General features: G+C 69.9%; 17 protein-coding genes. 7 read left to right on the top strand and 10 right to left on the bottom strand.

The genetic code is table 11. From position 1 onward, the window contains the following. Positions 1–93 precede the first annotated feature (93 nt). Positions 94–2448, bottom strand: coding sequence for a putative bifunctional diguanylate cyclase/phosphodiesterase (locus ACFYPR_RS09135; RefSeq protein WP_387259379.1), 2355 nt, complete (start codon positions 2446–2448; stop codon positions 94–96). A 129-nt stretch (positions 2449–2577) separates the two neighbouring features. Between ACFYPR_RS09135 and ilvD the strand changes: the two genes are divergently transcribed. Further along, complete coding sequence (gene ilvD / locus ACFYPR_RS09130; RefSeq protein ID WP_355133294.1) at positions 2578–4425, top strand: dihydroxy-acid dehydratase; 1848 nt, start codon at positions 2578–2580, stop codon at positions 4423–4425. A 41-nt stretch (positions 4426–4466) separates the two neighbouring features. On the opposite strand, the gene ACFYPR_RS09125 is transcribed toward ilvD, so the two are convergent. The 7 genes from ACFYPR_RS09125 to ACFYPR_RS09095 all read right to left on the bottom strand — a co-directional run bounded on the left by ACFYPR_RS09125 (position 4467) and on the right by ACFYPR_RS09095 (position 17222). Next, positions 4467–6581 carry a DEAD/DEAH box helicase gene (locus ACFYPR_RS09125; RefSeq protein WP_387259286.1) on the bottom strand — a complete coding sequence of 705 codons (2115 nt, stop codon included), beginning with the start codon at positions 6579–6581 and terminating at the stop codon, positions 4467–4469. After that, positions 6578–7879 (bottom strand): BREX system ATP-binding protein BrxD, encoded by a 1302-nt coding sequence (gene brxD, locus ACFYPR_RS09120; protein WP_387259284.1) that lies wholly within the window; start codon positions 7877–7879, stop codon positions 6578–6580. Before brxD ends, ACFYPR_RS09125 begins: the two co-directional genes overlap by 4 nt. Next, entirely contained in the window at positions 7876–10638 is a 2763-nt protein-coding gene (gene pglZ, locus ACFYPR_RS09115) for a BREX-2 system phosphatase PglZ (RefSeq protein WP_387259281.1), read from the bottom strand. Before pglZ ends, brxD begins: the two co-directional genes overlap by 4 nt. After that, on the bottom strand, positions 10635–14414 hold the full coding sequence (locus ACFYPR_RS09110) for a phage resistance protein (RefSeq protein ID WP_387259279.1): 3780 nt from the start codon (positions 14412–14414) through the stop codon (positions 10635–10637). Before ACFYPR_RS09110 ends, pglZ begins: the two co-directional genes overlap by 4 nt. A 239-nt stretch (positions 14415–14653) precedes the next feature. Continuing rightward, a complete protein-coding gene (locus tag ACFYPR_RS09105; protein ID WP_387259276.1) occupies positions 14654–16675 on the bottom strand; it encodes a hypothetical protein in 2022 nt (673 codons plus the stop codon). A 5-nt stretch (positions 16676–16680) separates the two neighbouring features. After that, on the bottom strand, positions 16681–16932 hold the full coding sequence (locus ACFYPR_RS09100; protein ID WP_387259274.1) for a hypothetical protein: 252 nt from the start codon (positions 16930–16932) through the stop codon (positions 16681–16683). Continuing rightward, complete coding sequence (locus ACFYPR_RS09095) at positions 16929–17222, bottom strand: DivIVA domain-containing protein (protein ID WP_387259272.1); 294 nt, start codon at positions 17220–17222, stop codon at positions 16929–16931. The genes ACFYPR_RS09100 and ACFYPR_RS09095 overlap by 4 nt, the downstream gene beginning before the upstream one ends. Positions 17223–17437: 215 nt before the next feature. Between ACFYPR_RS09095 and ACFYPR_RS09090 the strand changes: the two genes are divergently transcribed. The 6 genes from ACFYPR_RS09090 (at position 17438) to ACFYPR_RS09065 (ending at position 20300) form a co-directional block, all read left to right on the top strand. Next, the gene (locus tag ACFYPR_RS09090) at positions 17438–18319 is read left to right on the top strand and encodes a helix-turn-helix domain-containing protein (protein WP_387259269.1); all 882 of its coding nucleotides are present in this window, start codon (positions 17438–17440) and stop codon (positions 18317–18319) included. After that, entirely contained in the window at positions 18312–18506 is a 195-nt protein-coding gene (locus tag ACFYPR_RS09085) for a DUF397 domain-containing protein (protein WP_387259266.1), read from the top strand. The genes ACFYPR_RS09090 and ACFYPR_RS09085 overlap by 8 nt, the downstream gene beginning before the upstream one ends. Before the next feature lie 90 nt (positions 18507–18596). Next, positions 18597–18857: a hypothetical protein gene (locus tag ACFYPR_RS09080; RefSeq protein WP_387259263.1), complete on the top strand. Its 261-nt coding sequence runs from the start codon at positions 18597–18599 to the stop codon at positions 18855–18857. After that, positions 18854–19528, top strand: coding sequence for a hypothetical protein (locus ACFYPR_RS09075; RefSeq protein WP_387259260.1), 675 nt, complete (start codon positions 18854–18856; stop codon positions 19526–19528). Before ACFYPR_RS09080 ends, ACFYPR_RS09075 begins: the two co-directional genes overlap by 4 nt. Next, on the top strand, positions 19512–19943 hold the full coding sequence (locus ACFYPR_RS09070) for a hypothetical protein (RefSeq protein WP_387259257.1): 432 nt from the start codon (positions 19512–19514) through the stop codon (positions 19941–19943). The genes ACFYPR_RS09075 and ACFYPR_RS09070 overlap by 17 nt, the downstream gene beginning before the upstream one ends. A 93-nt stretch (positions 19944–20036) precedes the next feature. After that, positions 20037–20300 (top strand): hypothetical protein, encoded by a 264-nt coding sequence (locus ACFYPR_RS09065; protein WP_357852566.1) that lies wholly within the window; start codon positions 20037–20039, stop codon positions 20298–20300. 202 nt (positions 20301–20502) lie between these two features. On the opposite strand, the gene ACFYPR_RS09060 is transcribed toward ACFYPR_RS09065, so the two are convergent. Beyond that, complete coding sequence (locus tag ACFYPR_RS09060; protein ID WP_387259254.1) at positions 20503–21318, bottom strand: hypothetical protein; 816 nt, start codon at positions 21316–21318, stop codon at positions 20503–20505. Positions 21319–21402: 84 nt separating this feature from the next. Beyond that, entirely contained in the window at positions 21403–21669 is a 267-nt protein-coding gene (locus tag ACFYPR_RS09055; RefSeq protein WP_387259251.1) for a hypothetical protein, read from the bottom strand. Between the last annotated feature and the right edge of the window lie 90 nt (positions 21670–21759).

Genomic DNA, 21759 nt, shown 5'->3' with positions numbered 1-21759 from the left:
GGCCCTCGTGCAGATGCACGGGGCCAGCGCACTCTCGATGAGGGAGAGTGCGCTCAGGTAAGTACTCGCAGCGACCGGTACGACGACATGCGGCTAAGCCTGACGCATCTCACGCGATGAGTCAACTGATCCCACATGTTGGTTGACGGAGGGCGGCGAGTCGGCTGACACCGCGCCACCACCAGACGGCGTGACCTGCCCGGACCCGCCGGCAACCCGGCGCGGAGCGGGCAGCGGGGAGGGCCGCGCACCCGGCGAGGTGGCCGCCTCCAGCATCGCCTCCAGGTGCTCGGCCGGCACTCCCCAGCCGAACAGCGCGCCCTGCCCGAACCGGCAGCCCGCGGCGACCACCGCGGCCAACTCGGTCGGCGTGGTGACCCCCTCGGCGATGACCTCCAGGCCCAACTGGTGGCCCAGCCGCATCACGATGTCGACCATGGGCGCGAACGCCGGACCGTCCTGGCCCACCGGGCGGACCGGCTCGTGCTCGGCGACCAGGCTGTGGTCGATCTTCAGAATGTCGATCGGCAGTCGGCGCAGCTGCCCCAGGGACGAGTAGCCGGCACCGAAGTCGTCCAGCGCGATCCGTACGCCGGTCAGCCGCAGCGCGGTCAGCCGCCGGATCAGCTCGTCCAGGTCGGTGGCGACCGCGTGCTCGGTGACCTCCAGCACCAGCCGCTGCGGCGGCACGTGGTGGGCGCGCAGGGCCTCGGCGACCTGGACCACGTACTCCGGGGCGTGCAGCTCGCGCGGCGAGACGTTCACCGAGACCCAGACGTCATGCCCGTCGGTCAGCCAACGGGAGAGCTGGTAGCAGGCCTGGTGCAGCACCCAGGCGCCGAGTGTGGCGATCATCCCGCACTCCTCGGCGAGCGGGATGAACTCGTCCGGGCGGATGTTGCCCAGCTCGGGGTGGTGCCAGCGCAGCAGCGCCTCGGCGCCGACCGGCCGCACCGACGGCAGCGAGGCCACCGGCTGGAAGGCCAGCCGCAGCTCGTCGCGCTCGATCGCGCCCCGCAGCTCGTGCTCCAGCGTGGTGCGGCGGCGCAGCAACTGGTCGTACGCGGCGTCGTAGCGCTCGATCCGGTTCTTGCCGCGTTGCTTGGCGTAGCGCAGCGCCAGGTCGGCGTGGCGCAGCAGCAGGTCCACGTCGGGTTCGCCGGCCCACCCGGCCACGCCGATGCTCACGGACAGGAAGACCGGGCCCTCCGGCTGGTCGTACGGCCGGTTGAGCACGCCGAGCAGCCGCTCGGCCACCCGGTCCGCCTCGGTCGGTCGGGCCGGCATGAGTACGGCGAACTCGTCGCCGCCGAGCCGGGCCGCCACGTCACCCGGGCGCAGGTTGCCGCGCAGCCGGCGGCCCACCTCGGCCAACACGGCGTCGCCCACGTCGTGGCCCCGCATGTCGTTGACGTTCTTGAAGCCGTCCAGATCCAGACCGAGCAGTACGCACGGGGTGCCGGCCGCCGCGCCGTCGTGCAGCGCCCGCAGCAGCCCTCGCCGGTTGGCCAGCGACGTCAGGGGGTCGGTGTGCGCCAGCTCACGGAAGTGCGCCTCCCGCTCGGCCAGCCGGCCGGCGTAGTCCCGGACGTCCTTGAGGGTGAGGTACTGCCGGGCCACCAGGGCGAAGCCCTCGACGCTGCCGGCGACGATGCCGGGCGCCGTGAACCGCCCGTCCTGCAGGAGGTGGTACATCGCCGAGGCCGCCATGGCCAGCATCGGGGCGACGGCGTACTCGCCGTCGCGACCGATCAGGTCCAGCTCGACGTGCCCGGGCCGGTCGGCCTGGTGGACGGCGAGCGCGACGGTCAGCAGACCGGCGGCCAGCACCGCCGCGCCGGCGAGCGCCATGGTCGGCCCCGCCTGGCAGAGCCCGGCGCTGAGGCCCAAACCGCCGCAGCTCACCGCGCTGATCCCGGCCGCGAGCACGGCCAGCCGCTGACGCGGGGCGGCGGCCCGGAAGACGACGATCACGGCGAGGCCGGCGCCGAGCGCCGCGCTCACCGTCGCCACCAGGATCGCCGGGCAGGCCATCGGCGTGGCGGCGCCGAGCAGCCGGGTCGGCTCGGAGAAGAGCACCCAGCCGACGAACCACAGCGCCGCCGCCATGGTCAGACCGTCCAGGGCGAGCCGGGCGGTCCCCGCGGCGGTGGCGGCGACCCCCGGCAGCCGGAGCAGCCCGGCCGCGAAGGCCAGCCCGCTCACCGCCGTGCCGATCGCCGCCACGGTGGCCCAGCCGGTGCGCTGGCTCTGCTCGTGGGCCCAGTGCTCGTTGGTGGAGAGCACGGCCACCAGACCGACCAACAGGCTGGCCAGGGACGTCCCGGCGGCTGCCGCGAGCAGCAGGTGCGCCGGCCGGCGCGGCCCGCTGCGCCGCCGCGCGACCATGGTCAGCAGCACGGTGGCCGCGGCTGCGACCACGCCGCTCAGCGCCGCGACGGCGACCATGCCCGGGGGGAGATGCACGCCATCAAGAGTGCCGGATGAGTGCACGCCGTGGGAGACCGGATGTGCATCTGTTGGGACACGGCGGATACTCCGGATGCCTGACGCGGCGGCGGTGTCATGCTGGTACACATGCCTGAGCTGCGATCGAGGACTTCCACACACGGTCGGACGATGGCCGGCGCCCGGGCCCTCTGGCGGGCCACCGGGATGACCGACGACGATTTCGGAAAGCCGATCGTCGCCATCGCCAACAGTTTCACCCAGTTCGTGCCCGGTCACGTCCACCTGAAGGACATGGGCGGTCTGGTCGCCGACGCGGTGGCCGAGGCCGGAGGCGTCGGGCGGGAGTTCAACACGATCGCGGTCGACGACGGCATCGCGATGGGCCACGGCGGCATGCTCTACTCCCTGCCCAGCCGTGAGTTGATCGCCGACGCGGTGGAGTACATGGTCAACGCGCACTGCGCGGACGCCCTGGTCTGCATCTCGAACTGCGACAAGATCACCCCGGGCATGCTGCTGGCCGCGCTGCGGCTCAACATCCCGACCGTCTTCGTCTCCGGTGGCCCGATGGAGGCCGGCAAGACGACGGCGATCGAGGGCGTCGTGCACAGCAAGATCGACCTGATCGACGCGATGATCGCCTCCTCGAACGAGGCGGTGACCGACGAGCAGCTCGGCGAGATCGAGCGCTCCGCCTGCCCCACCTGCGGCTCCTGCTCCGGGATGTTCACCGCCAACTCGATGAACTGCCTCACCGAGGCCATCGGGCTGGCGCTGCCCGGCAACGGCTCGACGCTGGCCACCCACGCCGCGCGCCGGTCGCTCTTCGTCGAGGCCGGCCGCACCGTCGTGGACATCGCCAAGCGGTGGTACGACGGCGACGACGACTCGGTGCTCCCCCGTACGGTCGCCTCCAAGGCCGCCTTCGAGAACGCGGTCGCCCTGGACGTGGCGATGGGCGGCTCCACCAACACCGTGCTGCACCTGCTCGCCGCCGCCCGCGAGGCCGAGCTGGACTTCGGTGTCGCCGACATCGACGCCATCTCCCGGCGGGTTCCGTGCCTGGCCAAGGTCGCCCCGAACTCGCCGAAGTACCACATGGAGGACGTGCACCGGGCCGGTGGCATCCCGGCGATCCTCGGCGAGCTGGACCGGGCCGGGCAGCTCAACCGGAACGTGCACGCCGTGCACTCCCCTTCGCTGGCGCAGTGGCTCTCCGACTGGGACGTGCGCGGCGGCTCGCCGACGCCGACGGCGGTCGAGCTGTTCCACGCCGCTCCCGGCGGGGTCCGCACCGTCGAGCCCTTCTCCACCACCAACCGCTGGTCGACGCTGGACACCGACGCGACCGAGGGCTGCATCCGCGACCGCGAGCACGCGTACTCCGCCGACGGCGGCCTCGCCATCCTGCACGGCAACCTGGCCCCGGACGGCTGCGTCGTGAAGACCGCCGGCGTGCCGGACGACTGTCTGACCTTCCGCGGCCCGGCGAAGGTCTACGAGTCGCAGGACGACGCGGTGACGGCGATCCTCGCCAAGGAGGTCGTCGCCGGCGACGTCGTGGTGATCCGCTACGAGGGCCCGAAGGGTGGCCCCGGCATGCAGGAGATGCTCTACCCCACCTCGTTCCTCAAGGGTCGCGGGCTGGGCCGCTCGTGCGCGCTGCTCACCGACGGCCGCTTCTCCGGCGGCACGTCCGGCCTCTCCATCGGGCACGCCTCCCCCGAGGCCGCGTCCGGAGGGCTGATCGCCCTGGTCCGCGAGGGCGACGAGATCGTCATCGACATCCCGGGCCGGTCGATCTCCCTCAACGTGGCCGAGGACGAGCTGGAGGCGCGACGGGTGGCCGAGGAGAAGCGCGACAAGCCGTACACCCCGACCAACCGGCAGCGGCCGGTGTCGGCGGCGCTGCGCGCGTACGCCTCGATGGCCACCTCAGCCAGCGACGGCGCCTACCGCCGCGTCCCGGAGTAGGGCTCCAGCGCGCTCAGCAGCGCACTGCTGTGACGCCCGCCTCAGCTGGAGAGAGCGACGAACCGGACGGGTTCGTCAAGCACTGCCGCCGCTCCGGGAAGGTCCGCGAGACGGGCGGCGAGGGTGGCCCGCGCCAGCCGCTCCGGCAGGGCCGAGCTGAACTTCAACCCGACGAGCGCCCGGTCGTTCACCTCTGGCAAGCAGAGCCGATGGCCGGCGTCGGCGACCAGGGGCCGCCAATCCTGTGGTGTCAGGTTCTCGCGGAGCCGGATGGCGTAGTCGTCGAACCGCTGCGCCGGGTCGACGACCTCGCTGAGAGTCGCCGTCAGCGTGGCGTTCGCCCGCAGTCCGGCCCACGTCCACCAGAGCAGGTCCCCCCTGGGGGTACGAACGATCATGCTGCCGCCGGGGTGTACCAGCGCCGAACGCTCCTCGCGGTCAGTGGACAGCCGATTCTTTGCCCGCGCGGTCAGCTGGACCGGCGGATCCGCACCGAGCAGGACGTCACGCATGGCGCGAGTCAGTGCGTGCCCCGAACCGATCCAGCCGGACGAGGTCCACCGGGCGCGTCCACCCCCGTCCGCTGCCTCGACGAAGCACCGGCGACGACGCCAGTCGACGTACGTCACCCGCCAGGCCCGGCCAGCGAGCAGGAGCCGCCGTTCACCAGGAACATCCTCGGTAAGCAGGCTCGGGTCCACCCGCCCCAGCTCGGTCCGGCCGTGCAGCACTGTGAACTCGGGCGGCCCGGTGAAGACCGCCGTCATGTCCATGAAGTGACGACGGCCGAAGCGCCGTTCCGCCTCCGGCCCGATAAACAGCAGCCCGCCGTCGACATCGAGATATCCCTGGTCCACGAGGTGACGGACGATGGGCTCGGCACCTGGCCCGAACGGCCCGAGCCCGTTCCACGCTGTTGACCACAGCCGGTCGCCGATCCGGTGTTCCTGAAGGCAGAGGGCCATCACCTGCTGAGCGACGATGTGCCGGGGCTCGGGCGGCGCGACGACCGGCTCCACCCAGCCCCGTCCCCACAGCAGCAGCAGTGCCGCCGCTCTGGTCAGCTCCACACCGCTGCGGCAGAGGAGGAGACAGTTCCGGGTGCTGCCCGGTCGGCGGCCGGTGCGCCCCAGTCGTTGCAGGAACGACGCCACCGTCGCCGGCGAGTCGATCTGGATGACTCGTTCGAGGTCACCCACGTCGATGCCGAGTTCAAGGGTGCTGGTGGAGACGATGACGCAGTCGCGGGCCTCGGCGAATGCCTGCTCGGACCAGCGTCGTTCGTCGGCGGAGAGGGACGCGTGCGACAGGAAGGTGGTGATTCCACGCTCGCGTAGCAACTGCCCGAGTTCCTCGACCGTCTGCCGGGACTCGCAGAAGACCAACCGCTTCTCACCGGCGTGCAGGGCGGAGATGACTGTCGCGGCGTTGGCGAGCGACCCGACGTAGTCGAGTTCGATCTGCCCGGGTGGCGCAGTGGCCGGCGCAGCCGTCGTTTGCTCCGGGGCGATCACGCGACCCGGCTTGGCCCCTGCCCCGGATCCCTGCAGCCAGGTCAGCAACTGCTCGGGATTACCGACGGTCGCGGACAGTCCCACCCGTTGAAGCGGTCGGCCGGTCACCCGTGTCAGACGTTCGAGGACGGCGAGCAGGTGCCATCCCCTGTCGTCCTCGGCGAACGCGTGCACCTCGTCCACGACCACCGCCCTGAGGCCGGCGAAGAACAGCCGGTGGTCGACGTTGACGCTGACCAGCATCGACTCCAGGGACTCGGGTGTGGTGAGCAGAATGTCGGGACGTTGCCAGAGCACGGCCCGGCGGGCGGACGCGGCCACGTCACCGTGCCACAGCGCCACGGTGCGCCCCAGCCACCCGGCATACCGCTCGATTCGGGGCAGCAGGTTGTTGAGCAGAGCTTTCAGCGGGCACAAGTACAGCAGCGAGGTTCCGGTCCAACTCTGCCCGGCCATGCGGGACAGTAAGGGGAAGAGGGCTGCTTCGGTCTTTCCGCCTGCCGTCGGAGCGAGCAGCAGCGCGTCGTCGCCCTGTGCCAGGGGCGCTATCGACGCGCGTTGCAGGGGACGTAGGTCGGGCCAGCCGAGAGTGTTGACGACATGGTGCAGGACGACCGGGTCGAGCAGGCGTTCCTCGTTCACATCAGCAGGGTGACGTCGTCGGCCGAGGCAGCGTTGCGCTCGACCTCGGTCAGCTCGTCAGAGCGCAGCGTCAACTCGTAGTTGCGGCGCGGATCCCAGTCGTCGAACTGGTCGACGCGATCGAACACGTCGGCGACAAGTTTCTTGAGGTAGACCCGGGGTGCCACGCCGACCTGGCCACCGAGCCGACCCGCCACCGCGCGGGCCAGTTCGCCGAGGTAGTTGTCATCGACGAGGTCGGAGACTCGTTTGCTGCCGTAGATTTCGCGAACCCGTACGCCGAGTTGCACCAACGCGTCCTCGGTGAAGCCGGGCAGTCGCAGTTGGGTGGCCCGGGGGTTGTCCCAGCGTGGTTCCGTCCCGAAGTCGGTGGCGAGCCGCTGTGCCAGCGGGGGGAGCCGCTGCACCCCCTGTTGGCCGTCGAAGAAGGCCGGCGTTCCGGTGACCAACAGGAACAGGCCGGGGAACCGGCCGGCGTGCATGTCGTCGACGAGTTGTCGGAGCGCGTTGAGCGCCTTGTCCCGGGCATCCGAGCGGACCCGTTGCAGGGTTTCCACCTCGTCGAGCACCACCAGGAGACCGGCGTGCCCGCTGTCCTGCAACACCGCGAGCAGGCCCTGCAGAAAACTCAGCGCACCGAAATGATCGAGGTCTCCTTTGACCCCGGCCGCCCGTCGGGCGGACGCGGCGACGTGTGGTTGCCCACCGAGCCAGGCGGCGAGCCCGTCGGCGGTGGGCTGGTCACCGGCGGCGACGGCGGTGCGGTAGCCGCGCAGGGCCGCCGCGAAGCCAGGAGTACGTCGGGAAATGGCCGCCAAGCGGCGCTCAAGAAGCTCGCCGACCTCCCGATCGAGGCCCTCCGCATCCGCCTCGGAGACCTGCCCCCCGGCCAGGACGTCCTCTTCGAGCGCGAAGATCCAGCCGTCCAGGACGGGTCGTAGCGCGCTCGGGGCGAACTGCTCCGTCGCCAACTGCTCGACGAGTCGTCGGTAGACGGTTTCCATTCGATGCAGCGGCGTCTCCAGCTCGGAGATCTGCACCTCGGCGACGGCGAACCCCCGTCGCTTCGCCTGCTCCCCCAGCCAGCGCGTGAAGAACGTCTTGCCGGCGCCGTACTCGCCGCGCACCGCCTTGAAGACGCTACCGCCACCGGAGGCCCGGTCGAGATCCTCGTCGAGCGCGGCGGTGAAACGGTCGAGTCCGACCGCGAGGGCGTCCAGGCCGTTGGAGGGCACCACTCCCCGCCGCAGCGCGTCGATGATGTCGCGCCGCCGACGGGCACTCACCTCGACCGTCACATCGGCTCCAACCCGAACTGCTCGATCATCAGCGGGATGTCGAGTTTCGCGGTTCGTCCATCCGGGTCGAGGCTGAGAACCGGGTATCCCTCAACCTGCAGCAGCCGGCGCAGAGCGGCGAACATGCCGGGCATCCGGTGAACCGGGACGCCGGCCCGGGTGGCCAGGGTCTCCAGGGCGGCCCGGCCATTGCCGGCCACAAGTGTGCAGAGCAGGGCGGCCACCCGTTCATCCGGGATCGGCGCCCGGGCGTCCCGGCGGTCCGCGTAGACGGGGCTGGCCAACAAAGCGTCGACGAGCGCCGACGTGGGCTCCGCCGGGGCGGATGACGCCACGGGCGGCAGCAGAGCGGCAGAAACGGGCGACGCCACACTCGTTGGCGACGGCAGGTCGAACAGACCCTCGTCCTGCGCCGGCGGCCTGGGACGACGAGCCGGCCGGCTCGCCACACCGACCTCCACTGGAGGCGAAACGGCGGTTTCCTCCGACGCTGGCTGCCGGATCGGTTCGCGCCACCAGTCGGGGCTGGAGACCGGGGCGCCGGCCCACCCGGGAACGGCGTGCTCATCCTGGGCGGCGAAGACCAGCAGGGGGATGACGACTTCAGCGGGCGAAGCGCCGCCGTGGTAACCGGCCTTCCGAGGGCCGTATCGCAGCTCCTCTCGCCACGGCAGGATCACCCGACCGTCGCCGAGCGCCACCCGACCACCGGTGAAGAGCAGCTCGCCGTCGCGGGGTGCGTCGGTTGCTGGGCGCCACCGGTTCTCGCTGGAGTCTGACGACAGCAGCACGGCCTCCGAGCCACGGTCGACCACGTGACCGTGGTCGGAGACCAGCACCACAACCCGGTCCTGGGCGACCGCCAACAGATCGCGCAGGCCGTTGACGGTGTCCGTGCTCCACTCGATGGTGCCCGGGTCGCTACGGTCCAGGGCGTCGTCGATGGTGTTGATCACCGCGGCCACCAGCGGGACGGCCGGGTCATTGATCGCCGCGGCGACCTCGGGGTCGACCGCCAGGCCAGCCGGGGTGCGCAGATCGGATTTGTGCAGCAGGACGCTGTCCGGGAACTGGACAGTGAACGCCTTCAGCTCGGCGGCGCGATCACCGACGGTGAGGCGTCCGCTGAACAGGCTGCACCGGTTGACGACCGTAACGGTTGGAAGGGCGGCGAGCACCGCCGTCCGCGGGCCCCCGTCGGGGGTCAGCTCCGTCCAGGCCCCGCTGCGTCCCAGCGAGTCGGCGATCTCGATGCCGGCGGCCGCGCTCATGCCGTCAAGAAGCAGCAGCAGGCTCCGGCGGCCGTTGTCAAGGATCGGTCGGACCACCCGGTCCAGGACGTCCTCGACCCGGAGCAGGGCCCCGGGCTCGCGCTCGGCGCTGGTCATGTCGTGCAACTGTTCGGCGAACTCCCGGTCGTGCCGGGAGCGCCGGGCGTCCACGGCCGCGTGCAGGGCGCGGTACGACTGTGCGACATGCGGGTCGACGTCCCCTGCGAACACGTCGAGTCGGGCCCGGTCCACCCAGCCGTCGTCGCGGATCTGCCGCTGCACAGCGGCGAGCATGGTGGCTGGGCCGCGTCCCTCGCTGATCGCCAACCAGCGCAGCAGCCGCACTGCCATCCGCGCGGTCTCCACCCGGGACCGGTCCGCAGAGCGGTGGGCCTCCACCTCGGCGAGCCGTTCCTGTGCCCTCTCGATCAGGTCGCGGGCGGGTGGGACAGCAGTGGGCCCGGGCAGGGCCAGCCGGACGGCGGCACCGAAGGCCCGCATCCGCTGGGTGAATCCGGCGGGCAGCAGGGTGGAGGCGACCAGCAGCTCGGTCACGTCGATCTCGGCGGCGAGGTCTTCGGCCCGGCGCAGCATCCGGTGCGCGTCGTGGCGTACCGCGTCGTCGCCGTCGAGTGCGCGGTAGATCCAGGCTTCGGCGGCTTCGACGAACAGTGTCGCCTGATGGTCGGTGAGGCGGGTGCCGCCGAAGCGTGGCTCCAACCGGGTACGGGCAACCGCGATCTCCACCTCCGGCGCCGTTCCCGGACTGCGGGGCCAGAGCACGCCGGCGAGAAGACCGAGCGGGATCGCGTCGGTTCCGTGGCCCGCCCGCACGGCGGCCAGCACCGGGACGGCGATCGGCCCGGCCACCTCGACCAGGAGTGCGGCGATGCCCTCAGCCCAGGCGACCGGCAGCTCGGCGAACCGCATCTGGGTGGGCGCGTCCGTGCTCCACTGCAGCAGCCCCGCCCCGTCCAGCTCGTCCGGATCGAGCGCGAGGACAGCTCCGGCGAGGTGGCGCAGCGCGTAGTCCCGGGTGAGGATGGTGCCGGCTGGCGGCGGCCAACCTTCGGCGGGAGCCAGTTCGGTGAGCGCGTCGGCGACCCACCGACCGGTGCGCACCAGGGTCGAATCCGGCCGCACCTGGCCACCGAACGCCTGCCCGACCAGGTCCCAGGGGTCGACGCTACGGCCGGTCTGGAGGCTGACGTGGGCGAGCAGTCCGTCGCCCAACTCGGTGTCGGTCAGATCAGTCAGCAGGACGAGTTTCTCGTGTGCCGCCCGGTCGGCCAGCGCGGCCCGCGCCGCGATGGGCGTCGGGCAGGGCACCACCCGCACCCGGGTGTTGCCGATGGTGAGGACGGCGTCATCGGTCCACTCGGGACGGGCGAGCAACACGATCGCCTCGGCGTCGTCCTGTTCGGCGAGCCACGCTTCGACCTTGCGGCGGACGGCGGCGGGACGTACGGCAACCCGACTGATACTCACTGCCGTAGCTCCTGCCGCTGCACCTGCCAGGTCACCTCGACCCGCCGACCGGCGGTGACCTCGGAGCGGATCTGCTCGGTCAGCCGGTCCAGCTCGTTGTCGTCGGTGATCAGCATTCGGCTGGTGGTCACGGCCGTGACCGGGTCGACGGGGAGACGCGGGCCGGGGATGAGCGTCGGGGTGCCGACCTGCGGCGGTGTGGGATTCGACGCCGGCCCGGTCGACGGCGATCCACCGCCGGCCGCTGGCCCGATGGTCCGGGTGGGGCCGGCAGCCGGCTTGTCCGCTGCCAACAGGGCGGCGGCGGCACCCACGGCCTGCTGGAGCGCCTTGACCAGATCTGACCCGTGGTGCTCGTCGGCAGCCGCGGTGTGCAGTTGCTCGACGACGACCCGGGCGCGGTCGTCCGTGCCGGCGCGCGTGGCGAGCGCGGCGATCAGCGGCCACTGGGTGGCGGCGAGCGCACTGATCAGCTTCTGCGCCTGCTTGTAGACACCGCTCGCGGCTTGCCCGTCCAGCCCTGCGAGGTGCTGGTCGCCGTCGGCGACCACGGCGACGAGCACCACGTCGTCCTGCTCGTGTGCGACCTGGGTGAGCAGGTGGGCGACCCTGCGGGCGGTGGCGAGCCGGCCCGTCGTGGCCGCCTTGTCCAGGCCCAGGAGGTCCGCGTGTCGTTCGAGTTCGTTGACGAGTTGCCCGCCGAGCCCGGCGTGGTCCCTGGCCACCTTCCGCATGGTGCTGGCGAGAGTCCCGAGATTCGCGGGGTTGCGGAACAGCGGCAGCACCTCGCCGAAGAACGGCTGTCCGAACCGGACGGCGGCCTTCCAGGTCTCGTCGTCGGGCATCTGTGGGTGGCGCAGCTCGAAACGGTCCTCCACCCCGTGGACGGCGGCGACGGTGGTCTTCCCGCCGTTGTCGTACCAGCTGAGTTGCTCCTCCAGGGCGAAGACCCCGATGATCAGATTTTGCAGGTCGCGGTCGAAGCCGCGGGCTTTGGGCAGGTCGAGCAGCTTGCGCAGCATGTGCACCGGGAAGTGGTCGCGGTAGTCCTGCTTGGCTGCCTCCTGCAGCAGGTGCCGGCTCCAGAAGCAGGTGCTGATGTCGAGCACGTACCGGTGGTCCACCAGTTCGCCGAGCTGCAGCGGGTTGCAGATTCGGCGGAGGGTCTTCTGGTCCACCGGGGAGGCGACGGAGACGCCGTGGGTGGGGTCGGCGGCCGCCTTTCTGGCGTACTCGAACACCTTGGCCAGGTCTGCTCTGGTGAGCGGCTTCTCGTCGACGGGCAGCGCCGGTGTGCCCGGGTAGGACCACTCCAGCAACTCTGCGGTGAGGTTGCGGAAGGCGTCGGTGAGCGTGCCGCCACGTGGGTCGCCGATGCGCAGCCCTTCGGCCAGGGTGTGCAGGACTCCGACGGTGTCGTCGTGCACGTCCGAGGGCTGTGGGTTGGCCGCCCCGTACGCCTGCTTGAGGGCGGTGATCAGGCCGTCGCGGAGTTGGGTCTGTCGCTGTAGCAGGTAGACCCGGCCCTGCTGCCGGTCGGCCTTGGGCCAGTCGGCGGCGAGGTTGTTCAACCGCTCCCCGGTGCCTCCGACCCCGAGCAGATAGTTGATCTTTGCCAGTTGGGCGACCCGACCCATCATGTCGTCGGTCAAATAGAGCGGCAGCCAGAAGACGGTGTTCGACCCTCGGGGCAGTTCCTCGATCCGCGCCCGGTCGGCGGCGCGCGGGTAGTCCTGCGGGTCGAACGGGTAATCGACGACGATCCGCCACGACTCACCGGGGGCGATCAGCGCGGCGACCGGCATGGCGTCCTGGTCCCGGACGTTGCCGAACTTGACCTGGACGACGTGCCGTCGACCCCGCCAGTCGCGTGGCTGCTGAAGCTCCCCATGGCTGCCCTCGCTGCCGGCGAGGCCCATCTCGGCGCTGATCAGTTCGCGCAGCAGTTGCTGCCGTACGCCGGCAGAGGTCTCGCCGAGCGGAACGAGATCGAGCAGCTTGTCGAAGTCGACGGTGTGCAGTTTCAGCGACACGACCGGGTCGTGGTCGTCGGTCAGGTGCAGCTCACCGGCGTCCTGTTCGATCTTGCGCAGCCGGTTGAGCACCATGGTGTTCTCGTAACCCGGGATCGGCGCGGCGATCGAGCCGAAGTTGAGGGCGTGCAGCTTTGCCGCGGTCAGGTTGTGCAGGGCCGGCACCTCGGGCACCAGGGCACCGAGCAGCACCGTCTTGACCAGCTTGTCGTCGAGCTGGAACTGGGTGTGGGAGGCGGCCTTCTCCTCGTCGATGCCGTTGAGGGACAGCAGGATCGGGCGCAGTTTACGCAGGTAGAGGGATCGAGCCGCCTCGAACTGCTGCCGCAGTTTCGGTCGGTCGGGCAACTCCCCGTGCAGCACCAGCGGGTCGAAGAGAGCGGCGACCCCGATCAGGTCGTTGACCCGCAGGCTCTCCCGGCGGTCGACCAGCAGCTCGGTCATCACCTTCAACGCGGTCCGCTCCCGTTGCAGCGCCTGGGACAACGCGACCAGGGTCGCCACGAGGGCGGGCGAGAAGGGATAGAGCTGCCGGAACGCGGTGCCGTCGGAGCCGATGCCGGCGTCGCCGTACTGGGCGCCGAGAAGCAGGATGTCCCACACCTCGCGGTTGTGTCGGACAGCCGCGAAGGCGTTGTCGATGACCGCACGGGCGGCGGCGTCGTTCGGCTTGAGCAGCCGATTTTCGGTGATCTCGGGCAAATTGGTGTCGGCCAGGATGATCTCACCGAGCCGGCCCTGCACGCTGCGCATGACGTGCGCGAGCGCCTCCCGTTCGGTGCCTCCGACCTGCGGGCCGAGGAAGTCCTCCAGATTGCGCTGGCGGGCGACGAAGGAGATCAGCGGCAGCGGGCGTGCGGAGTCGGCCGATTCGACCAGCTTGTTGAGCTTGGCACCCTCGGTGTTGACGAAGGTGTGATCGGCGATTCGTCCGGAGAGCCAGAGGATCAGCTCGTCGAGGAAGAGCACGACGGCGTCGTACCCGAGGGCCTTGGCGTGCCGGGTGATGACGGCGAGACCGGTGTCCAGGTCGAGGTATTCGGCGCTGTGCACCGCACCGCTGAAGAATGTCGCGGTGAGCGCGCTGACCAGGGCGTCGCGATCCTTCGTGCCGGGCGGCTGGGCGGCGGCCTCGGCGTACCGATCGGCGGTCCAGCCCTCGGCGCGGGCCCGTTGCGCGGCCAGTCCGTCGCCGGCGGCGGCCGGCCCCGCACCACCGCCGCGCAGCGCGGCGAAGAACGTGTCGTCACCCATCGTCGCGCGCAGGCCGGCCGCGTCGGTGAGCAGCGCATCCGACCGGTGTACGGCGGGGACGGGCGCGTGCGGGTGCAGCTTGGTGACCTGACGCAGGTATCCCTCCAGGATCGCCTGCTCGACGGAGCGCGCGTCGAGCATGTGCAGGGTCAGGGTGAGGAACGTCCGCTGCGGCAGCCATGCGTCGGCGGCGACCACCGGCCCTTCCAGCCCGCGGATCTGCCGGGCGCGCGAGTTGTGCGCCAGGATTTCCCGCAGCACGACCATGAAGTGCGACTTTCCGGAGCCGAACGAGCCGTGCAGGAACATCGCCTGCGACCTGCCGGTGGTGACGGCATGCCCGATCTTTTGCAGCGCGCTGGTGAAATTCTCCCGAAGTTGGTCGGTGACGACGTAGCGGTCCAGGTCGGCGCCTTCGGCCGCCTTGACCACGAAGTCGCCCTCGCCGACCGACGTCGGGATGTCGATCAGGTCACGCAGCAGCGTCACGGGTGTTCCTCCAGCCTCCCCAGGGTGCTCGACACGCTACCCACAGGCGTGGATGCCCGGGACCCGCCGTGGTAGGCGCATTCCGCCCGTCGGGACCGATCTCTGTGGACGGACAGCGGATCCGCCGCCTGTTTGATGGAGAAGCCGCAGATCAGGGAAGCGTCAGCAAGCTGAACCCGAGCGAGCGACCCACACCGCGAACGCGAGTCAGATTCCAGACAGATTCGCATCCATCGCTCTCAGGTCAATCGGAGATCACGCAGGTCGGGGCCTTCGGCGAGGAGGCGTACCCCGTCGTCGTCGTGTCGGTGCACGGCGCAGCCGGCGCGGGTGAAGCGCACGGTGACCGGCTGCCCGGCGTGTCGGGCAGCGAGCCGCAGGAGATCCGGTTCGGGGTCGACGACGAGGTCGCGTGGTCTCGACCAGGGCGCGGGGATGGGCGTCGTCGGTTCGGTGGGGGCGGCCCCAGCGACGGCGTCGGCCAGGCACTCCGCACACCAGGCGAGGGCGGCGGCCAAGCTCGGCCGGTAGGGCAGGTCGTCGGGTTTGACAGGTGCGTCGCGCGGCTTCACCTCGACCGACCAGCGCAGGCCGTCGGCCAGCAGCGGGTCGCCTGCGTTGTGCCGCAGGTCGTACACACCCACCACGAGGGCCAGGTCGAGGCCGAGGGCGAGACGCAGCAACTCGGGCAGCGGCGGCGCGTCGGGGGCTGCCGCCACCACGAGCAGGCGGCCGGCGGCCGTGCCCCGGCCGGCGCTGCGGACGTACTCCCCCACCGGGTCGGCTCCGGCCCAGGGCAGGGTGACGTACCCGTCGCGCAGGTCCTTGCCGAATTCGTGCCCGCCGTCGACGTCGGCGAGGTCCTCGGGTCGCGCGCCGAGGACGGCGGCCCAGGAGCCCAGCCGGTAGCGGTCCGGGAGCTGCACGACCGGCTTGCCGTTGGGTTGGGTGGCGACCAGTGGGGTGACCTCCGGCGTGCCGGTCTGCCAGGTCAGGTGCACCACCCGGTGCCGCAGGTCGGTGAGGGTGACCAGCACCGTCCGGTGCAGGCGGTGGGTGTCGCCGCAGGTGAAGCAGTGCAGCGCCGACGGGCGCAGGCCGGCGCCGCAGCAGTGCGGGCAGTCCAGGTCGGCGGGACGCCCGCCGAGCCGGCAGTCGCAGGCGCGCAGCCGGCTGCCGGGCTGGCAGTCCGGGCAGGGCCGCCAGTCGACGGGTTCACCCAACCAGGACGGGTCGGGCGGCTGGTAGCCGCGACTCATTGGCACCTGCACGCGGCGGACCACCTGGCCGGTGGGCTGTTCTGCGAGGATCTCCACCGGCTCGCCGGGGCGCAGGGTGGTGTGCCACCACCGGCCATCGCGCCACAGGGCCTGCGCGCCGGGCAGCTCGTCGCCACCGGCAGGGTCGACGCAGTCGGCGAGGACGCGGCGTTCGAGCTGGTCGACGTCCACGGCCGGGGTGACAGGTGGGCGCGGCGAGTCGGGGCGCAGCAGCCGGGCGGGGACGGCCCGGCCGCGCTCGGCGAGGCCGGTGAGCGCGTTGGCTACGTCGGTGTGGGTCAGCACCTCCGGCAGGTCCCGGTGCCAGCCGGGCGGCCCGGCTGGCACCGGGGAGCCGGGCACCTCGTAGCGGATGGCCCAGCCGAGCCTCGGGCCCTGCCGGCGGGCTTCGACGACCAGGTCGAGCAGGAGCAGGTCGGCCGTGGCGCAGAGCCGGGCCAGCCGGGTGGCCGGGTCGACCGCGGGCGCGGCTGCGGATCGGCCCGGCACCAGCCGCCAGGGGGCATGATCGCCGCGCAGGATGGCGTGGGCCTCCAGCTCGTGCCGTTGCGCTGCCGGCAGGTCGGGTCGCCACTGCTTCGACAGCCACAGCGACGGCCCGTCGACGTCGGTGACGACTGCGCCGACGCTGGCGGCGAGGTCGCGTACCCGGGAATCGAGGGCGACCACCCAGTGGCCCGCCGGGTCGCGGTGGGGGTCGAGGCCGCCGGGCACGACCAGGTGGGACGCGACCGCGCCGGTGTCCAGGTTGGCGACGGTGACCACGAGCTGCGCCCGTCGCTGGCCGCGCCGCCCGCAGCGATAACAGGGGTACGCGATGCTGCCCGCGCCCCCACACTGCTCGCACCCCCGGTATGCCTCCCGGCGCGGCTCAGGCACGTCGGCGTCGGCGAGGAAGCGGTCGCCGTAGGTGGTGCACCGGCACGGTTCCAGCGTGAAGGTCATCCCGTCGCAGTCGGGGCAGGTGACCACGACGGGCACGGCGGTCACCGCGACCGCCGGGTCGCGCAGTCGCCGTCGTGCTCGATGCTGCGCACACACCGCCGGCCGCCGTCGAGCGGCAGGTCGCAGAAGACCCGATGGCGTACGCCCTGCGCGTCCTCGGCGGACACTGTGGTCTCGCCCGCGTCCACCTCGGTGAGGAAGCTCAGGGAGCGGGCCAGGGTGCCGGCGAACTGTTGGGCGGCCGGCAGGTCGGCGGCGGTGAACGGCAGGTGCGCCACCCAACGCGGGCTCATCGGCGGGCCGCCAGGTCCTCGCGGGCCCGCTGCGACTGCCAGCTCTTCAGTGCGTCCTTGATCCGCTGGGTTTCGCGCCGGCTGCTGCCCAACGCCGCGTACACCTCGGCCAGATCGTCGGGGACCCGGTCGAGGAACTCGGCGACCTCCACGGCGTCCACGCCGCGCCGGCCCCGCCGGGTGAACCGGCGCTCGCGGACCTGCCAGGGCCGCAGCGGCACGTAGTTGGCGGCCCGGTAGGCCCCCGGCCGGGGCGGCTCGGCCCGGAGGTATCGGAGAAACGCGCGCACGAAGCAGCACCACCCTTCCTCGGTGACGGAATTGGTCGACAATTGGCGGGCGACGGGAATTGCGCGGCCATCGCCTTTGTCGGACCCATCTTGTAAGGTCAGAGGCACTATCGCAATGAATGTCGACTCACACTGTTCCGTTATTTGTGGGCAACATTCCCCTGTTGCAGAACGGCCGTCGGGATGTTGCAAAACTCAACAGGAAGGAGAGCCGCGTGGCCGATGACATGGGCTCGACAGTGCCCCGACGACAGCTCGGCAGGGCGCTGCGTGACCTACGCACCGAGGCGGGGGTCACCCTCGACGCCGCCGCCGAGGCACTGGAGTGCAGCAGGCAGAAGGTCTGGCGGATCGAGAGCGGGCTCGGCTCGGTGCGCGGCGTCGACGTCCGGGCCATGTGCGAGTTGTTCGGGGCGACGGGCGAGCTGACCCGGGCGCTGATGTCCCTCGCCGGCGAGACCAGGGCCAAGGGCTGGTGGCACGCGTACGGCGACGCCGTCCCCGAATGGTTCGAGCTGTACGTCGGCCTCGAATCCGCCGCATCGAGACTCCGCTTCTTCAACGAGGCGATGCTGCCGGGCCTGTTACAGAATCGGGCCTACGCCCTCGGGGTCTATCAACACCGCACCGAGGTCAGCAACGATGATCGCAACCGCCTGGTGGAGGTCCGCTTGCAGCGTCAAACCCTGCTCACCCGTCGGCTACCTCCACCCCCGACGCTGGACGTGATCATTTCCGAGTCGGCGCTGCTCCGGACAGTGGGCAACCCCGAAACCATGATAAGTCAGCTTCAACACCTGCTGACACTGTCCAAGACGGCCACCAATGCGATTCGGGTGCTGCCGCTCACGGCCGGGCTACACCGTGGGGTAGAGGCGGGCTCCTTCGTGATGCTGAACTTCCCGCTCAAGAACCGGACGACTCCCGAGCCACCCGTGATCTATAGCGAACTTTGGACCGGTGCCCTCTACCTCGACCGTCCCGAAGAGTTCGCTGCCTACGAAAAAGTGTGGGCGAGCCTGGAGCAGCTTGCCCTCGACGAAGGACAATCAAGGCATCTGATCAACAAAATCATCGGGGAGGTCCATCGTGGTTGATCTGACCGGCGCCCACTGGCGCAAGAGCACCCGCAGTGGCAGCAACGGCGGCGAGTGTGTCGAGGTCGCCGACAACCTGCCCGGCATCGTCGCCGTCCGCGACAGCAAGGATCCGCACGGCCCGGCCCTCACCTTCACCCCTACCGCCTGGGCCAGCTTCATGCGCACGACCCGCATCGCTCGCTGAGGCTTCGGTGGGTGTCCCCGGGGCAGCCCGGGACACCCACCAAGGCCGCGAGGGCTGCGCACGACGGCCGGTTTCGGCTAACGTGCGGCAGTGACCATCGGCGATGTCAAGGCGACGATCCGGAAGGGCGATCAAGCGCTCGACAACGCTCGGATGAGCATCGAGAAGGCCAACGCCCGGCTCGCTGACGCCTCGGCGCTGGCAATCGCCAGCCTGCACGACAGCCAAAGCGACGAGGCGCAGGAGTCCCGCAGAGCACTCGGTGTAGCGGCGGACGAGGTCGAGCTGGTGCTTCGCCGGATCAAGGCGGCGAAGGATCATGCTGCCGCCTACCTCACCATCATCGGATGAGCGGCAGCCTCGGCGAGGTTGTCGCCCAGCTACGGAGCGCCATCGACACTCTCCACGGCGCCGCAGTTGTCGCACGGCGCGCTCAGGCTGACGCGGAAGAAGCCCACGCGCACTACACCCGGGGAGGGCAGGGCAGCCGTCACCCCGAACTCACCGGCGCTGTGACAGAAAGCAAGACCGCCGCCGAGAAAGCCGGCAGGCTCGCCCGCCTGATCAGCGAAGCGGCTGACCGCGTCGGTGCCTATTCCAACATGGTCGCTCCCGGTTCAGCCCCGAACACGAAACCATCAGAGTCAGCTACACCGTCTGGTGAGGATCTGCTCGCTGAGACAGTCGAGCGCGAATCCGCCCGGAAGAACGTCGCCTCCTTCCTGAGCACGATGACCAGGAAGGTCGAGGACGTCCAGGACAACACCCAGAAGTCGGTAGCGGCGGCCAGGGAAGCGTTCGCGATCATCCGAGGCCCACAGGGTCCGTCCGGCGCTCAGCAAGCCGGCACCACAACCCCGACGGTCGGCCCTACGCTAGGGCAACGTCTCCTCAACGAAGCACCGGACGCGGCAGGGCACCTCGTCGTGGTGGGGCTGGTGGCGAGCATCGCCGTCCACCGTTCTGTTCAGTCGATCCGCAAGGGAATAGCGAGGTTACGAGATCGTGAGCGTACGGACTGAGTTCGGCGACCTGATCCGCGCGATGGCACGGCGTGACTGGGGCGCGGTGGACCAACTCCTGGACGGGCTGGAGGCGTCTGGTTGGCGTGGCGGCAACCAGATGATCGGTGCTGCCTTCGCCATCGCCGTCAACGACCGCTTCGCCGCCGCCCACTCCCCCACCGACGTGGCACGTTTCGTCGCCGAAACACGTGCTCAGTTCCCGGGCGCGGAATCGTTGCCCACCCTGGAGATGGAAGGGCTCGTCCGCGCAGCCCTCGGTGAGGTCGGGCTGATCGACAATCTCAGCTCCGAAGTCGCCCTCCAGATGCAGATCGTGTTCCTCGGCAAGCTGCTTCAAGACCGCGATCTCACCGAGGCGCAGCTCGAAGAGTTCATCGCCGACGCCGAACGGACGGCCGCCGAATACCTGTAACCAGCGGGGCTGCGTGCCACCTTCATCTCCGATAGTGTCCGTCCGACCACGCAAACGTGAACTTGCTTGCGCGATCGTCAGACGGAGGGCGGCATGGCCAGCATCGAGGAAGTCAAGGCGGCGCTGATGCAGGCCGCCGAGCAGGGCAATACCACGATCAGTCAGATCCGGGCCGCCGCCGAGAACACCGAACAGATGCTGGCCCGGCTGCGCGCGATCTCCGCTGGCACCGGGCACCCGACGATCGCCGAGGCCATCGCCCGTGGCGAGCAGAGCAAGCAGCGCCTGGCCGAAGCGATGGCCCTCGTGCAGGGCAGCTCGGAAGCGGCACGCCGCTACATCAGCGTCCTCGGCTGAGCACCGACCACCACGATGAGCGTTGGCGAGGTCAAGGCTTCCCTTCGCGCCGCCGTCGAACCGGCCCGCTGTCTCCTAATCAGGCGGAGTGATAGCCCGAGGGCGGTCGTCAGCCGGGCATGTCCGGGGCGAATCATGCTGCCCACCGACGCGGCGACTCCACCATGCGGGGAGGGACCCACATCGACGACGGCTTGACGGCTCATGGCCGATCGAGTTCCTGACTGTCGTCATCAGACAATTCATCCATTATCTCAGCCTGAGAATTAGCCGAAATAATTGCGGAGTAGATAATCTGCCCGGGCTCAGGGCGAATCCCGAATACACCCTCCGGCTCCGGCAGCCAATCACTTCCGGAGACATGCGGTACGGCTCCGAGAATCACAGCGAGCAGTCGAGGATCCACGAAGCCCTCGGCAGTGACCGCCAAGTACGCTTCACCGTCACGCGCCCGGACAAGAGCGGAAACCCTGTGGTGACTAAAGGTTGCCGTGCAGACCTTTCCTGTTTTCATCGAAGCCGCGATGGCTTTCCTAACAATCTTCTTGATGACCAGGGTGACCTGCACAGCCACCTCGGCCCTCAGCCGCCGAACGTCTACATCTCTAGGCAAAAGATGTTCAGAACTTCCGGAGCCTGAACCTCGCCCAGCGCGCTCGACCTCCGCGGCGAGCGATCGATAGAAGTCGCGCCGGCTGTCCTCCTGCCGCCAGCCGGCTGCCCCGATCCACCACCACGCACTGGCTTCTGCAATCTCTAGACCATAGTCGCCGGTAGGATCCAGTTTCGTCACCGCGCCGCGAAGGGACTGCACCTTCGCCTTGAACCAAACCCGGTCTCTGATTGCCAGAATCCGCTCGGCACTGCCGGCCGCAACCTCCTCGGGCACCAGTTGGGCTTTGACGATAAGAGGATTCCCCAATTGATCCAGAGCTTGCTCCAGGGGAGGAAACCCTAGGTTGAGGTCATCCAGGCATCGCTTGGTTGGTCTGACTGGCTTGGGGGTGCCCTGACTCACTCGATGATGCTAGCCGATGCGCTCACTGAAGAACAGATCCGACGAACGTCTGGTATTCGAAAATGCCGAGCACGACGGCGCCCACTACTGTGGCTCAGAGAAACCGCCAACCTCGTCAAGCTCGGCGCGGGACATTCCTGTCAGAAGAGCGACAGAGCCAGCGGTTGAGCCATCGAGTTGGCGTAGCGCTTCACCAACAGCCTGCTGAATCTCTGCACGGTGATTCTCGATGTATTCCCGCACTGCGGCATCCACGACATCTTTCTTCGAACGACCGAGAAAGTGGGCCGCATGAGAGATCAACTGATCGGTCTGCGAATCCACCTTGATCGGCGTAACGGCGGTAGCCATGACTCCTCCTCTTGGTGGTCAGGTTACCCAGGTACCAAAGTACCAGCCAACCGGGTTCGCGCACACCCATACAGACTGATGCAACGACCG

This window comes from Micromonospora sp. NPDC005254, assembly GCF_042872525.1.
GTDB lineage: Bacteria > Actinomycetota > Actinomycetes > Mycobacteriales > Micromonosporaceae > Micromonospora.
Note: the sequence above shows the minus strand (reverse complement) of the source record. Positions and strands in the feature narration are given on the sequence as shown.